Genomic DNA, 14,664 nt, shown 5'->3' on the forward strand with positions numbered 1-14,664 from the left:
GGCCCTCTCAGTACCGGTCGATCTGCGGCGGGTTCGGCGCGGTTTCCCCGGAGAGCCCGAGGGTCGCCTCGAAGGCCTTCTTCCAGTCGCCGTTCTGCTCGTGCTGCTGCAGCGCGTCGTCCAGCGCCAGGCGCAGCGCGGTGTCGTTCTTCGGCACCCCGATCCCGTACGGCTCGGTCGAGAACAGCGGGCCGACGACCTTGAGCTCGTCCGGCACCTTGGCCGCGTAGCCGAGCAGGATCGCGTTGTCCGTGGTCACCGCGTCGACCTGTTCGGTGATCAGGTTGTCCACGCAGGCCGAGTAGGTGTCGTAGCCGATCAGCTTGGCCTTCGGGTACTTCGACTGGATGCGCTGGAACGGCGTGGAGCCGGCCGCCGAGCAGACCTTCTTCCCGTCCAGGTCCTGCGGGCCATGGATGCTGTTGTTGTTCTTGCGCACCAGCAGCGACTGCCCGGCGATGAAGTACGGCCCGGCGAAGCCGACCAGCTTCTTCCGGTTGTCGTTGATGGTGTACGTGCCGACGTAGTAGTCCACCTGGCCGTTCTGCAGCGCGGTCTCGCGGTTGGCCGAGGCGATCGTCTTGAACTGGATCCTGCTCGGCGGGAAGCCGAGGGAGGCGCCGACCATCTTGGCGATCTCGATGTCGAAGCCGGAGTACTCGCCGGTAGCCGGGTTCTTCTGGCCCAGGTACGGCTGGTCCTCCTTGGCGCCGACCACCAGGTGGCCCCGGCCGCGGGCCGCGTCCAGGGCCGGCGAGCCCGTGATGGAGGAGGCGTCCTGCACCTGGTAGCTGGGGAGCGCACTGGGCTGCGGGCCCTTGGGCGGCGGGGTGCCGGGCTTGCCGCAGCCCGTCGCCAGCGCGGCGAGCAGCAGGGCGGCGGCGAGCACGCGCCTGCCCGCCCCGGGGCCGGCGCCGCCGGGCGTCGTCTCACGGTTCACGGCGCCGCCTCAGTGCTTCAGGATCTTGGACAGGAAGTCCCGGGCGCGCTCGCTCTCGGGGGCGCTGAAGAAGGCCTCCGGGGCGCGGTCCTCGACGATCCGGCCGTCCGCCATGAACACCACCCGGTTCGCGGAGGCCCGGGCGAAGCCCATCTCGTGGGTGACCACGATCATCGTCATGCCCTCGTGCGCGAGCTGGCGCATGACGTCCAGCACCTCGTTGATCATCTCGGGGTCGAGCGCCGAGGTCGGCTCGTCGAACAGCAGCGCCTTGGGGTCCATGGCGAGCGCGCGGGCGATCGCGACCCGCTGCTGCTGGCCTCCGGAGAGCTGGGCCGGGTACTTGTCGGCCTGCGAGGCGAGGCCGACCCGTTCCAGCAGCGCGCGGGACTTGGTGTCCGCATCCGCCTTGGGCCGGCCGCGGACCTTGATCTGTGCGAGCGAGACGTTCTGCAGCACGGTCTTGTGCGCGAACAGGTTGAAGGACTGGAACACCATGCCGACCTCGGCCCGCAGCCGGGCCAGCCCCTTGCCCTCCTCGGGCAGCGGCTCGCCATCGATCAGGATGGTGCCGTTCTCGATCGGTTCCAGCCGGTTGATCGCCCGGCAGAGCGTGGACTTGCCGGAGCCGGACGGGCCGATGACCACGACGACCTCGCCGCGGCCCACGGTCAGTTCGATGTCCTGCAACACGTGCAGGTCCCCGAAGTGCTTGTTGACCCCGCGCATCTCGATGAGCGGGGTGAAGGCCGAGGGGCCGCCCTGGGGCGGCCCGGGAGCTGCGGTCACCGGTTGCGCCGCCCGTTCAGCAGCCAGCCCAGCACACCACCCGCGAGGAGCGTGGCCAGCAGTGCGATCCAGAGCGGGGCGGTGACGGTGAACACCCAGAACTGGATCTTCACCTTGTCGAGGTTGGCGAACAGGAACCACACGGCGAGGATCACGATGACGCCGATCCCGATGTAGCGCGTGGGGATCCCGCCGATCTCACCGCGCGGCGTGCGGGACGAGCCGTCCGAAGTCTTGGTCACCGGAGCAGTCTGCGGGCCGGGCCGCCGTTTTGCCCGGATACGCGCCCTTCCGGGCCAGGGAGTAACCCGCACGGGGCAATCCGACCCCGTGCGGGTTTGAACTCCGCAGCGAGCCGGCGCACCCCCACCCGCTCGTTCCGCTGCGCCCTACTCGCTCGTCCCCGGCGTCCCTACCGCTACCGCTCGTCCCGCCACGAGCGCCAGAGCGCCGCGTACGGTCCGCCGGCCGCGACCAGCTCCGGGTGGCTGCCGTACTCGCTGATCCGCCCGCCCTCGACCACCGCGATCACGTCCGCGTCGTGCGCGGTGTGCAGCCTGTGGGCGATGGCGATGACCGTCCGGCCCTCCAGCACCCGGGAGAGCGAACGCTCCAGGTGCCGGGCGGCGCGCGGGTCGAGCAGCGAGGTGGCCTCATCCAGCACCAGGGTGTGCGGATCGGCCAGCACCAGCCGGGCCAGCGCCAGTTGCTGGGCCTGCGGCGGGGTCAGCGAGGCGCCGCCCGAGCCCACCTCGGTGTCCAGCCCCTCCGGCAGGGCGTCCACCCAGGCGCCGGCGTCCACCGCGTCCAGCGCGGCCCGCAGCTCGGTGTCGTCCGCTTCGGGCGCGGCCAGCCTCAGATTGTCCCGCAGGGTGCCGACGAAGACGTGGTGCTCCTGGTTCACCAGGGCGACCTCGGCGCGCACCCGCTCGGCCGGCATCCGCGACAGCGCCGCCCCGCCGAGGGTCACACTGCCGCGGCCGGGGGCGTAGATCCCGGCCAGCAGCCGTCCGAGGGTGGACTTGCCCGCCCCGGAGGGCCCGACCAGCGCGACCCGGCTGCCCGGGGCGACGTCCAGGCTGATCCCGTGCAGGACGTCCGCGCCCTCGCGGTAGCCGAACCGGACGTCCCGGGCCTCGACCCGACGGCCGTCCGGGCGGGCCGACTCGTCCCCCTCGTGCTCCGGCACCTCGCGCACGCCGACCAGCCGGGCCAGCGAAGCCTGTCCGATCTGCAGCTCGTCGTACCAGCGCAGGATCATGTCCACCGGGCCGGTCAGCATCTGCGCGTACAGCACGCCGGTGGTCAACTGGCCCACCGTGATCCAACCCCGGAGGGTGAACAGCCCGCCGAGCACCAGCGTCGCGAGCACCGCCGCGGTGTAGACCGCGTCGATGGTCGGGAACCAGACCGAGCGCAGCCACAGGGTGTAGCGCTCCCAGGCCAGCCACTCGCGCAGCTTGCGGTCGGTCAGCCGGATCCGCTGGTCGCCCAGCCGCAGCGCCTCGACCGTCCGCCCGGCGTCCACCGTCTCGGCCAGCACGGTGTTCACCGCGGCGTACCCGGCCGACTCATTGCGGTAGGACTGCGGCGCGCGCCGGAAGTACCAGCGGGAACTGGCCAGCAGCAGCGGCAGCCCGACCAGCGAGGTCAGCGCGAGCAGCGGCGAGGTGACCAGCAGCGCGCCGAGCACCAGCAGCAACGAGACCACGGCGACGGCGAGTTCGGGCACCGCCTCGCGGACCGACTTGTCCAGCCGGTCGACGTCCGTGGTGCCCCGGGAGACGAGGTCCCCGGTGCCGGCCCGCTCCAGCACACCGGTCGGCAGCGCGACCGAGCGGACCAGGAAGTCCTCGCGCAGGTCGGCCAGCACCCGCTCGCCGAGCACCGCGCCGCGCATCCGCGACCAGCCGGTGAAGGCGGCCTGCGCCACCAGCGCCAGCAGGTACCAGGCGACGGCCACCGTGATCGTGGCCCCGGCGGTGCCGGTGGCCAGCGACTCGACCAGGCTGCCGAGCACCCAGGGGCCGACCAGCCCGGCCAGCGTGGACAGCGAGTGCAGCGCCACCACCACGGAGAACCCGGCCCGGTGCCGCCGCGCGAGCAGCAACAGGTATCCGCGCACGGCAGCCGGCGAGCCGACCGGCAGGGTGGCGGTCGGCCCCTGCTCCTCATGGACGGGGGGCTTCATGACGTACTCCTCGGTTGCGTCGCAGGGCAGTTGACGGATCTGCACGGGAACCGGCCCACGGACCTACTCTGGAACTGGTCCACGGACCTGTTCACACGGCCTCCCCCACCGGCTGGGCCGCCTCCTCGTCGCGGGTGACCACGGCTCGGTAGGCCGGCTCGGACCGCATCAGCTCCCGGTGCCGCCCCGCCGCGGCCACCCGGCCGTCGCGCAGCAGCACCACCCGGTCCGCCTGGTCGAGCAGCAGCGGGCTGGTCGCGAACACCACCGTGGTGCGGCCCGCCCGGGTGTCCCGCAGCCCGGTGGCGATCCTGGACTCGGTGTGGGCGTCCACCGCGCTGGTGGGTTCGTCCAGCACCAGGACCGGCGGGTCCGCCAGCAGTGCCCGGGCCAGCGCGAGCCGCTGACGCTGCCCACCGGACAGCGAGCGCCCGCGTTCGGTGATCCTGGCGCGCATCGGGTCGCCCGCGCACTCCGGCGAGCCGTCCACCAGCGCCTCCAGCACGTCGTCCGACCGGGCGGCGGCCAGCGCCTCGGGCGCCGAGACCCGGCCCGAGCGCGGGACCTCGAACAGTTCGGCCAGCGTGCCGGAGAGCAGCACCGGCTCCTTGTCGTGGACCAGCACCGCCGCCCTTGCCTCGGTCAGCGGCACCGCGTCCAGCTCCGTACCGCCGAGCCGTACGGAGGGCTGCTCCTGCTCGTCCTCGGCCAACGGGACGTGCCCACCGAGCCGTTCGGCGAGCGCCCCGGCGAAGTCCGGGTCCCCGCAGACCACCGCGGTCAGCTCGCCGGCCCGCGCCGTCAGCCCGGTCACCGGGTCGTACAGGTCGGCCTTGGCCGGACCGGTCAACGAGGCCTCGGCCGCGCCGTCGGTCCGGCTGAGCGACAGCACCCGGACGGCCCTCCCGGCCGAGACCCGCGCGACGCTCCAGGCGTGCGCCGCCTCGCCCAGGATCCGCAGCGGCGCCGCCAGGAAGGCGGTCGCGCCGTACACCGCGATCAGGGTGCCGACGGCGAGCTCGCCGTCGGCCGCCAGCCGCGCGCCGTACCAGGTGACACCGACCACGAACAGGCCCGGCAGCAGCACCTGTTGGGCCTGCATCAGGGACCAGATCCGGGCCGAGCGGACGGCCGCCGCCCGGACCTTCTGGGAGGCGGCCCGGTACCGTTCCAGGAACAGCTCCTCGCCACCGATGCCGCGCAGCACCCGCAGCCCGGCCACCGTGTCGGCGGCCAGCTCGGTGGCCTTCCCGCCCAGCGCCCGCTGCTGCTCGTAGCGCCGCTCGAACGGCCCGATCAAGGGCCAGACCGAGGCCGCCAGCACCGGGACGCCGAGCAGCACGCCGAGGCCCAGCACCGGCTCGACCACCAGGACCACCGAGCTGACGGCAAGCCAGACGATCACCGCGGACCGGACCCGGGCGACCAGCTCCACGTACCAGCCGATCCGCTCGACGTCCCCGCTGCCGACCGCGACCACCTCCCCGGTGGCGATCCGACGGGACAGCCCGGCCCCCAGGTTCGAGGCCTGCCGGGCGACCAACTGCCGCACCTGACAAGCGGCGTGGATCCAGTTCCAGACCGCCTGACGGTGCGACAGGACAGTGCCCGTGGCGGCTCCCGCGGCGAGCAGCAGCGCGAGCCCGCCGGCCCGCCAGAGCCCGCCGGCGTCACCGTCGACGGCGGCCTGCACGCCCAGCCCGAGCGGTATCGGCAGGGCGGCCTGACACCCCATTTCGAGCAGTGTCCACCAGGTGGCGAGCCATTGCCCGCGCCGCTGACTGCGCTGCAGCCAGCGCAGGAACGCCAGGGGTGAGGAGAGGTCGGGACTGCCGGGATCGGCCAACGGCAGGGAGGAGAGCGGCATGACACTCCGATACGAACGGTGCGGAGGTACGGGGGAACACGAGTGCGAGCGGGCACGTGCCGCACGACACGGCGGCGCGGCTCACGCGGACGGCACGAGCCGACGGGCGACGGAGGCGCGGCGCGACGACGCGGCGCCTCGACAGGTCCGGACGGAGTGCCGGACGGACATGGGAAGGACACGAAGCGCCCTGATGTCAGGAGGTCATGTCCGCGAGCCTGCCAACCCGATGTGACCCGCGCAACAGGTTTTCCGTCGCCTCGCCCGCCCCGCCGTCCGACCGCCCGACCACTCCGCCCGCCCTGACCCACCAACACCCGCCCACGCAGCCCCACCAGGCCCCTCGGGCCCCGCACGACGGGCCACCGACCCCCGAACACCCCGCCCGGAACCGTTCCCGACCTCCTCCCGGCCGCCTCCCGAGCCCTGCCCGAACCCCCGCGACGCTTCGCAAACCTTGGCCCAAAATTCGCCCATTCGGCGGGAACAATCCCGTTCCGCAGCCAGTTGCCCCCCACTGGAAGCACCAACGACCAGGAGGGCATCCCGTCCCGTGAGCAACATCCCGAGCGTCACCCTCAACGACGGCGCACAGATCCCGCAGCTCGGCTTCGGCGTGTGGCAGGTCCCGGACGGCGAGGCCACCGCCGCCGTCCGCTCCGCGATCGACGCGGGCTACCGCTCCATCGACACCGCGGCCATCTACGAGAACGAGGCCGGCACCGGCGCGGCGATCGCCGAGGCGCTGAAGGGCGGCGTCGCCCGCGAGGACCTCTACATCACCACCAAGCTGTGGAACTCCGGCACCCGCGACTGGTCCGGCGAGCAGGGCCGCGACGCGGTGCTGCGCGAGTTCGACGCCTCGCTGACCAAGCTCGGCCTCGCCTACATCGACCTGTACCTGATCCACTGGCCGCGCCCGATGCACGGCAGCTACCTGAACGTCTGGAAGGCCTTCGAGCAGCTGAAGGCGGACGGCCGGGTCAAGTCGATCGGCGTCTCCAACTTCGGCACCGAGCAGCTGACCCGCCTGCTCGACGAGGCCTCGGTCGTCCCGGTGCTGAACCAGGTCGAGCTGCACCCGTACTTCCCGCAGGAGGAGCTGCGCGCCTTCCACGCCCGGCACGGCATCGCCACCGAGGCGTGGAGCCCGCTGGGCCAGGGCGGCGAGCTGCTCGCCGAGCCGGCCCTGGTGAAGATCGCCGAGAAGCACGGCCGCACGGTCGCCCAGGTCGTGCTCCGCTGGCACCTGCAGAGCGGTGTGATCGCCATCCCGAAGTCGGTCACCCCGTCCCGGATCCGGGAGAACCTGGACGTCGCCGGCTTCGAGCTGGACGCCGAGGACCTCACCGCGATCGCCGCCGTCGCCACCGGCAAGCGCATCGGGCCGGACCCGCAGGGCTTCGACTGGAACTGACCCGACCCACGGCCCGGCCCGTCCCACGGCCCGCCGGGCCCTGAAACCCGGTCAAGCCGAAGACCGGCCTCATGCCGAAGACCGCCCACACCGTTCAGGAGTGGGCGGTCTTCGGCATGCCGTGATTCACCGACGCCGACAGCGTCAGGCTCTCGATCAGTTGGCGAATCGTTTTGGCTGTTGTTACCAAGGCTTGATCTAAAGCCTTGCCGCCTTGGCGATGAGCGCGAGCGCAGCCTCGTGCTCGCCGATCTCCAGCGGAGCCAGCAGCAGCCGCTGGACCTCGGCCACCCCGGCGGCCGAGCGGTGCAGCAGGTCCTGTCCCGCCGGTGAGAGCGAGAGCAGGTTGCGCCGCCCGTCCGAGGGGTCGCGCCGACGCTGCACCAGACCGCGGCGCACCAGTCGGCTCACCATCTCGGCCATCGTGGCCTTGTCCAGCGAGGCCAGCTCGCCGACCGTGCGCTGGTCGGCGCCCGGCTCCAGCTCCAGCGCGTCCAGCACCGCGTACTGCGGGGCCGTCAGCTCGGAGCCGACGTGCTCCGACCAGAGCTTGGTGTGCACCTGCTGGCTTACCCTGATCAGGTAGCCGATCGCCCGCTGGGCGTCCAGTATCGGCCGCGCGTCCGTGAAGACGGCGACCGCTGCGGGCTCCAGCCTGGCTATCTTGGCCATCACCCGGACGACCTCGACCTGCTCGTCCGCGGTGAGCGGCTCGAACAGGACGCGCTGGACGCGGACCACACCACCGGTGGCCTCGCGCACCGCCTGGGCGCCGCTCTGCGACAGGGCGAGCAGCTTGCGCCGGCCGTCGGCCGGGTCACGCCTGCGCAGCACCAGGCCGCGGCGGACCAGCCGCGCGACCATCTCCGCCATCGTGGCCTTGTCCAGCGAGGCTCTCTCGCCGACCGTGCGCTGGTCCGCACCCGGTTCCAGGGCCAGGACCAGCAGCACGGCGAACTGCGGAGCCGTGAGATCGGCTCCGACGTGCTCGGACCACAGCCGGGTGTGAACCTGCTGTGCAACGCGAATCAGGTGACCGGGCGACTGCTGAAGTCGCGCGGACACGCGGGTTGTCGGGATCTCCCCCAGCACCATGTATCCGTCCCGATGTCACACCCGGTGTGTGTGGGACACCCGGGTGGGGCAGTAACGGCGAGTGGGCGTCCAGCTATGAGGGAGGGCGCTCCAGCCGTGCAGCCGGTGGCTGCTGGCGGACACTATACAAACGGCGGGCCCTTGCTGGCAGGCAGGGGCGGATAGTAGACGCAGGTTCGGCAACATTGGCATATTTACTCGCCGCGAACCACTTGCAGTAACCCGTTCTCAGCAGAAAGCCGACCGGTCGGTCCTTACCGACCGTCACCTGCGCCTCTCCACCCTGGCCGCGCTCCCTACTCGCCGGTAGGGTGTGGCCACCCTCTCCGGGGGCTCTCCCCCGGAGGCAACCCCCGAGAGAGACGAGAGCGCGCATGAGCGAGCAGAGCAGCACCCCCCGGGTCGCCGTCGTCACCGGTGCCGCCCGCGGTCTGGGCGCCGCCACCGCCGTCAGGCTGGCCGCCGACGGCTACGCGGTCGCCGTCCTGGACCTGGACGAGGCGGCCGGCAAGGACACCGTCGACCGGATCACCGCCGCGGGCGGAAACGCCCTGGCCGTCGGCGCCGACGTCTCGGACGCCGAGCAGGTCCAGACCGCCGTCGACCGCGTGGTCGCCGAGCTCGGCACCCCCGTGGTCCTGGTCAACAACGCGGGCGTGCTCCGCGACAACCTGCTCTTCAAGATGTCCGAGTCCGACTGGGACACGGTCATGAACGTTCACCTCCGCGGCGCCTTCCTGATGACCCGCGCGGTGCAGAAGCACATGGTCGACGCCGGTTTCGGCCGCATCGTCAACCTGTCCTCCTCCTCCGCCCAGGGCAACCGCGGCCAGGCCAACTACTCGGCCGCGAAGGCGGGCCTGCAGGGCTTCACCAAGACTTTGGCCATCGAGCTGGGCAAGTTCGGCATCACCGCCAACGCCGTCGCACCCGGCTTCATTGCCACGGACATGACAGCAGCCACCGCCAGCCGGGTCGGCATGGACTTCGAAGACTTCAAGCGGGCCGCGGCCTCTCAGATCCCGGTCCAGCGGGTCGGTCTGCCTGAGGACGTCGCCCACACCATCTCCTTCCTGGCCAGCGAGGGAGCCGGCTTCGTCTCCGGCCAGGTGATCTACGTCGCGGGCGGCCCCCTCGACTGAGCACGGAACCTACACAGGGTGACCACGGGGCGGGAGGCCGGGCGGACCGGCTCCCCGCTCCGTTTCCTTTACCGGCGCTTTTGCAGAATCATTCGAAGACCACACTGATATTCGATCCGAGAATAGTGGAAATCACCCCCCGAGTCACCCCGGGACGACCCAATTGTCGATTTCCCGGGAAAATGACAATTACCCCCGGAATAGCCTTGTCCGGATGGGTAAGGTCACCCCGTGCAATCCAGAAGTACCCGCGCTCCCATTCCGCGACAGGGGTCGGACCACCGCACGGCCACCACCGGCCTGGACCTCCCCCGCGGCACGCGCGGCCCGGCCCGGCCCGACCCCCGCGGCCCCGGCAACGCCCGCGACCACCGCGACCACCGCGGCCGCGGCGACGCCCACGACCACCGCGAGCCCGGCTGGCCGCCGATGAGCCGACGGCGGGCCGCCCTGCTCGCCGCCACCCTCGCCGTCTACCTGCTGGTGCTGGCCGGCGTCCTGCTCAACACCGCCCTGGTCGACCTCGACTGGTCGGTCCGCCTGCTGCGCCCGTACGAGCGGTGGCCCCGGCTGGAGCCCCTGCTCGACACCTGGGTGGTCGCCGGGCAGCGCGGCCCCTCGGCGATCGCCGCCTTCGCCTGGCTCGCCTGGCGCGCCCGCCGCCTCGGCCGACTGCGCCCGCTGCTGGTCATGGGCATCGCGCTGCTCCTGCTCAACGTCACGGTCGGCGCGGTGAAGATCGTCACCGGTCGGCTCGGCCCGCACTACGCCCAGTACGTCGGCTCGCCCGAGCTGTTCTCCGGCGGCACCATCTTCCCCTCCGGCCACACCGCCAACGCCGTGGTCACCTGGGGCGTGCTCGCCTACCTCGCCGTCCGCTGGCGGCGCACCGGCGCCGTGATCGCCGCCGCGACGGCCTGCTCGATCGGCCTCACCACGGTGTACCTGGGCACCCACTGGGTCACCGACGTGCTGGCCGGCTGGGCCGCCGGGCTGCTCGTCCTGCTCTCGCTGCCGCTGCTGGAACCCCTGGTCGCCGCCGCCGAGCAGCGGCTCCACCGCCGCTTCGGCCGCCCGCCCCTGCCGTGCTGAGAGCCGTTCGCACCGGGAAGGCCTGCCGACGGCCGTACCGGAAACCCGCCGGCCCGGGCAGCGCGCCGCCTCACCCCTCCCAGCTGCGCTCGACCACACCGTCCCGCACCGCGAGGTTGAGCCGCCCCTGCCGGTACTCCATGGTCATCATCGCCCCCGGCTCCAGCACCCGGACCGAGGCCCAGCCGTGCCGCCGGGCCAACTCCCTGGCCCGTTCGATCCGCAGCCCCGCGTACCCCTCGGCGTCCGGCCCCGCCGCACCCGACCCCACCGCGTCCGACCCCGACATCGCGCCTCCCCCGGCTAGCCCCCTCGGACGTACGCTGGAATCGTAGCCCGACCCGCGTGGTCCGGAGGTGAACCGCGATGCGCACCACCACCCCGCGACGGTGGCGCAGCGGCACCGAGCCGGCCACCGCCCGCAGCGACCTCAAGCTCCGCTACCTGCTCTCGCTCATCTTCACGCCGCTGTTCGTGCTGGCGACGGTGGGCTTCGCGGTCTGGGCGGCCGTCTCCCCGGTCGACGGTGCACCCGGCCGGGGCACCCTCACCGGCTTCGCCGTCGCCTGCGGCCTGCTCTCGCTGGTCGCCGTCGTCGATCTCGTGGTGGTCATCCGGCGCCGCCGGACCGAGCTCTGACGCGGTGTCTCCCATGGAGTGGGAAGTCGGCCCGGCCGACTTCCCACTCCCCGCGCCCGGTCGTCAGCGGCTGCCGACCGCCTGCTTCACCAGCGTCCGCCCGAAGTCCCACATCAGGCCGCTGCCCCGGTGGGCCTCGTCCATGATGTCGGTGAAGGCGTCCATGAACCGGTCCACGTCCCGCTCGGTGATGATCAGCGGCGGGATCAGCTTGATCACCTCCAGGTGGTCCCCGGACACCTGGGTCAGGATCCGGTGCCGCTGCAGCAGCGGCACCACGATCATCTGCGCGAACAGCCCCTTGCGCGCCGCCTGCAGGGCCGTCCACCCGGTGCGCAGCTTGAGCGACTTGGGCCGGCCGAACTCGATGCCGATCATCAGCCCGCGCCCGCGCACCTCGGCCAGCAGCTCGTACTTGTCGACCAGCGCGGTCAGCCGCTCGCGGAACTGGTCGCCGACCTTGCGGGCGTTCTCCACCACCTTCTCGTCCCGCATCACCTCCAGCGTCGCCAGCCCGGCCGCCATGGCCTGGGCATTCGACCCGAAGCTGGCCGAGTGCACCAGCACCCGGTCCATCGAGGAGTACACCTTCTCGAAGATCCAGCCCTTGCCGAGCGTCGCCCCGACCGGGACGTACCCGCCGGAGAGCGCCTTGGCCGCGCAGACCAGGTCGGGCAATACGCCGTCCTCGTGCTGGTAGGCGAAGAACTCGCCGGTGCGGCCGATCCCGGTCTGCACCTCGTCGCAGATCAGCAGCGCCTTGTGCTCGTGCAGCAGCGCCTGGGCGGCCCGCAGCCAGCCCGGCGGCGGCGCCTGGACGCCCTTGCCCTGGATCGGTTCGACGATCAGCCCCGCGACGTCGCCGCGCTTGAGCTCCTTGGCCAGCGCGCCGAGATCGCCGAGCGGGATGGCGGTGTCCGGCAGCAGCGGCTCGAAGCCCTTGCGGAAGCCGTTCTCCCCGTTGACCGACAGCGAGCCGGTGGTCAGCCCGTGGAAGGCGTGGTCGGCGTAGAGGATCCGCCGGCGTCCGGTGGCGTAGCGGGCGAACTTCAGCGCGGTCTCCACCGCCTCCGTCCCGCTGTTGCCGAAGAAGACCCGGTCCAGCCCGGGCGCGTACGACAGCAGGCGCTCGGCCAGCAGGCCGGGCAGCGGCGAGCAGTCGAAGCGGACCAGGTCCGGCAGGTCGAGGTCCATCACCTGCTGGATCGCCGAGCGCACCACCGGGTGGTGGCGGCCGAGCGCGAAGATGCCGAAGCCGGCCAGCATGTCCAGGTACTCGTTGCCCTCGGCGTCGTAGAAGTACGGGCCCGCAGCACGCTCGTAGTACTTGTCGAAGCCGATGGTGTGGAGCATCCGGGACAGCTGCGGATTGAGGTAGCGACTGTTCAACTCGTAGCGCTCGGAGCCGCGTTCGGCGATCAGGGCGGCGAGGTCGAAGGCGGGACGGTCGACGGCCCGGCGGTCGACAGCAGGAGAATCGACGGCGCGGCGGTCGACGGCGGGGCGGTCTGGTTCAGCCGGCATGGCGCGGGTTCGCTCCTCGGGTCGGTAGCAGGTTCTTGGCGAAGACGGCGGTCTGGGCGGCGACCCCGGTCCCGGTGAGCCCGGCCTCCTCCAGGATCTCCCCGCGCGATGCGTGCCCGAGGAACTCCTGCGGCAGTCCGAGCACCCGCAGCGGTACGTCCACGTCGGCGTCGCGCAGCGCCTGGGCGATCGCCGAACCGACGCCGCCGGTACGGCCGTTGTCCTCGACGGTGACCACCAGCCGGTGGGTGGCGGCCAGTTCGGGCAGCACCGGGTCGACGGGCTTGACCCAGCGCGGGTCGACCACGGTCGCGGTGAAGCCCTCGGCGAGCAGCAGCCGGGCGGCGTCCAGGCAGGCGGAGGCGGTGGTGCCGACGGCGACCAGCAGGATCTCGGCCGGCCGCCCGGTGCGCAGCAGCACGTCCACCCCGCCGATCCGTTCGACGGCCGGCACCGCGGGCCCGACGTTGCCCTTCGGGAAGCGCACCACGGTGGGCGCGTCCTTGACCTCGACGGCCTCGCGCAGCTGCGCCCGCAGCTGTTCGGCGTCGCGCGGCGCGGCGAGTCGCAGGCCGGGAACGATCTGCAGGATCGACATGTCCCACATGCCGTTGTGCGAGGCGCCGTCCGGTCCGGTCACCCCGGAGCGGTCGAGCACGAAGGTGACGCCCAGCCGGTGCAGGGCGACGTCCATCAGGACCTGGTCGAAGGCCCGGTTCAGGAAGGTCGCGTACACCGCGACCACCGGGTGCAGCCCGCCGGTGGCCAGCCCGGCCGCGCTGGTGACGGCGTGCTGCTCGGCGATCCCGACGTCGAAGGTGCGCGCCGGGTAGGCCTTGGCGAATCCGGCCAGACCGACCGGCTGGAGCATGGCGGCGGTGATCGCCACCAGGTCCGGCCGTTCGGCGCCCAGCGCGAGCAGTTCGTCGCCGAACACCGAGGTCCAGGAGACCCCGCTGCTGGGCGAGATCGGCAGGCAGGTGTACGGGTCGATCGGGTTGACGGCGTGGAAGCGGTCGGCCTCGTCCTGTTCGGCGGGCCGGTAGCCGCGCCCCTTGACGGTCAGGCAGTGCACGATGACCGGCCCGCCGAAGTTGCGGGCCTGGCGCAGTGCCTGTTCGACCGCGCCCACGTCGTGGCCGTCGATCGGCCCGAGGTACTTGAGCCCCAGGTCCTCGAACATGCCCTGGGGGGCGAAGGCGTCCTTGAACCCCTTCTTGGCGCCGTGCAGGGCGTCGAAGATCGGCTGCCCGACCAGCGGGGTGCGCTGCAGCGCCTCCTTGCCGAGGGCGAGGAAGCGCTCGTAGCCCTGGGTGGTGCGCAGCGTGGCCAGGTGGTTGGCGAGCCCGCCGATGGTCCTGGCGTAGGAGCGCTCGTTGTCGTTGACGACGATGACCAGCGGCCGGTCGCGGGCCTCGGCGATGTTGTTGAGCGCCTCCCAGGCGAGCCCGCCGGTCAGGGCGCCGTCGCCGATCACCGCGACGGTGTGCCGGTCGTGCTGTCCGAGCAGTTGGGCGGCCTTGGCCAGGCCGTCGGCGTAGGAGAGCGCGGTGGAGGCGTGCGAGTTCTCGACCAGGTCGTGCTCGGACTCGCCGCGCGATGGGTAGCCGGATAGTCCGCCGCGCATCCGCAGGCGGGTGAAGTCCTGGCGGCCGGTGAGGAGTTTGTGGACGTAGCTCTGGTGGCCGGTGTCGAAGACGATCCGGTCGTACGGCGAGTCGAAGACCCGGTGCAGGGCGATGGTGAGCTCCACCACGCCGAGGTTGGGCCCGAGGTGTCCGCCGGTGCGGGTGACGGCGTCGATCAGGAAGTCGCGGATCTCGTCGGCGAGCAGCGGGAGTTCGGCCGCCGGGAGCTTGCGCAGCTCGGCCGGTGACGTGACGCGGGAGAGCAGTGACATGGGTACACCTCACGACTCGAAGCGGTGCGGTGGTGCCTCCGCCCGGCGGGGGGCGGAGCCGGCCCGGG

13 protein-coding genes are annotated in these 14,664 nt (G+C 72.2%); 4 read left to right on the forward strand and 9 right to left on the reverse strand.

The features are described 5' to 3' along the window. Positions 1-7: 7 nt before the first annotated feature. The 5 genes from CRP52_RS04530 to CRP52_RS04550 all read right to left on the reverse strand — a co-directional run bounded on the left by CRP52_RS04530 (position 8) and on the right by CRP52_RS04550 (position 5,787). Complete coding sequence (locus CRP52_RS04530) at positions 8-889, reverse strand: glutamate ABC transporter substrate-binding protein (RefSeq protein ID WP_097239828.1); 882 nt, start codon at positions 887-889, stop codon at positions 8-10. 60 nt (positions 890-949) lie between these two features. Then, positions 950-1,669 (reverse strand): amino acid ABC transporter ATP-binding protein, encoded by a 720-nt coding sequence (locus tag CRP52_RS04535; protein ID WP_097239829.1) that lies wholly within the window; start codon positions 1,667-1,669, stop codon positions 950-952. 56 nt (positions 1,670-1,725) lie between these two features. Continuing rightward, entirely contained in the window at positions 1,726-1,971 is a 246-nt protein-coding gene (locus CRP52_RS04540) for a LapA family protein (protein WP_097235199.1), read from the reverse strand. 176 nt (positions 1,972-2,147) lie between these two features. Then, entirely contained in the window at positions 2,148-3,920 is a 1,773-nt protein-coding gene (locus CRP52_RS04545) for an ABC transporter ATP-binding protein (protein WP_097235200.1), read from the reverse strand. A gap of 91 nt (positions 3,921-4,011) precedes the next feature. After that, a complete protein-coding gene (locus tag CRP52_RS04550; RefSeq protein WP_097235201.1) occupies positions 4,012-5,787 on the reverse strand; it encodes an ABC transporter transmembrane domain-containing protein in 1,776 nt (591 codons plus the stop codon). Positions 5,788-6,340: 553 nt separating this feature from the next. Between CRP52_RS04550 and CRP52_RS04555 the strand changes: the two genes are divergently transcribed. Continuing rightward, positions 6,341-7,204, forward strand: a complete 864-nt coding sequence (locus CRP52_RS04555; protein WP_097235202.1) for an aldo/keto reductase — start codon at positions 6,341-6,343, stop codon at positions 7,202-7,204. A gap of 198 nt (positions 7,205-7,402) precedes the next feature. Here the strand turns inward: CRP52_RS04555 and CRP52_RS39180 are convergent, their stop codons facing one another. Next, positions 7,403-8,299 carry a MarR family winged helix-turn-helix transcriptional regulator gene (locus CRP52_RS39180; RefSeq protein ID WP_257032281.1) on the reverse strand — a complete coding sequence of 299 codons (897 nt, stop codon included), beginning with the start codon at positions 8,297-8,299 and terminating at the stop codon, positions 7,403-7,405. A gap of 374 nt (positions 8,300-8,673) precedes the next feature. Between CRP52_RS39180 and fabG the strand changes: the two genes are divergently transcribed. Beyond that, entirely contained in the window at positions 8,674-9,441 is a 768-nt protein-coding gene (gene fabG / locus CRP52_RS04565; RefSeq protein WP_097235203.1) for a 3-oxoacyl-ACP reductase FabG, read from the forward strand. 231 nt (positions 9,442-9,672) lie between these two features. Next, positions 9,673-10,533, forward strand: coding sequence for a phosphatase PAP2 family protein (locus tag CRP52_RS04570; RefSeq protein WP_306458836.1), 861 nt, complete (start codon positions 9,673-9,675; stop codon positions 10,531-10,533). A gap of 70 nt (positions 10,534-10,603) precedes the next feature. Here CRP52_RS04570 and CRP52_RS04575 read toward each other — a convergent pair whose 3' ends face one another. Continuing rightward, positions 10,604-10,822, reverse strand: a complete 219-nt coding sequence (locus CRP52_RS04575; RefSeq protein ID WP_030056530.1) for an I78 family peptidase inhibitor — start codon at positions 10,820-10,822, stop codon at positions 10,604-10,606. Positions 10,823-10,899: 77 nt separating this feature from the next. On the opposite strand from CRP52_RS04575, the gene CRP52_RS04580 reads away from it, so the two are divergent. Continuing rightward, positions 10,900-11,172 carry a DUF6343 family protein gene (locus CRP52_RS04580; protein ID WP_097235204.1) on the forward strand — a complete coding sequence of 91 codons (273 nt, stop codon included), beginning with the start codon at positions 10,900-10,902 and terminating at the stop codon, positions 11,170-11,172. Between the two features lie 63 nt (positions 11,173-11,235). Here CRP52_RS04580 and CRP52_RS04585 read toward each other — a convergent pair whose 3' ends face one another. Together CRP52_RS04585 and dxs are read right to left on the reverse strand one after the other, a co-directional pair. After that, positions 11,236-12,696 carry an aspartate aminotransferase family protein gene (locus tag CRP52_RS04585; protein WP_097235205.1) on the reverse strand — a complete coding sequence of 487 codons (1,461 nt, stop codon included), beginning with the start codon at positions 12,694-12,696 and terminating at the stop codon, positions 11,236-11,238. Continuing rightward, a complete protein-coding gene (dxs, locus tag CRP52_RS04590) occupies positions 12,686-14,596 on the reverse strand; it encodes a 1-deoxy-D-xylulose-5-phosphate synthase (RefSeq protein ID WP_097235206.1) in 1,911 nt (636 codons plus the stop codon). Before dxs ends, CRP52_RS04585 begins: the two co-directional genes overlap by 11 nt. Positions 14,597-14,664 lie beyond the last annotated feature (68 nt).

Origin of the sequence: Streptomyces sp. 1331.2 (genome assembly GCF_900199205.1) — a bacterium.
In the GTDB taxonomy this organism is placed as follows: domain Bacteria; phylum Actinomycetota; class Actinomycetes; order Streptomycetales; family Streptomycetaceae; genus Kitasatospora.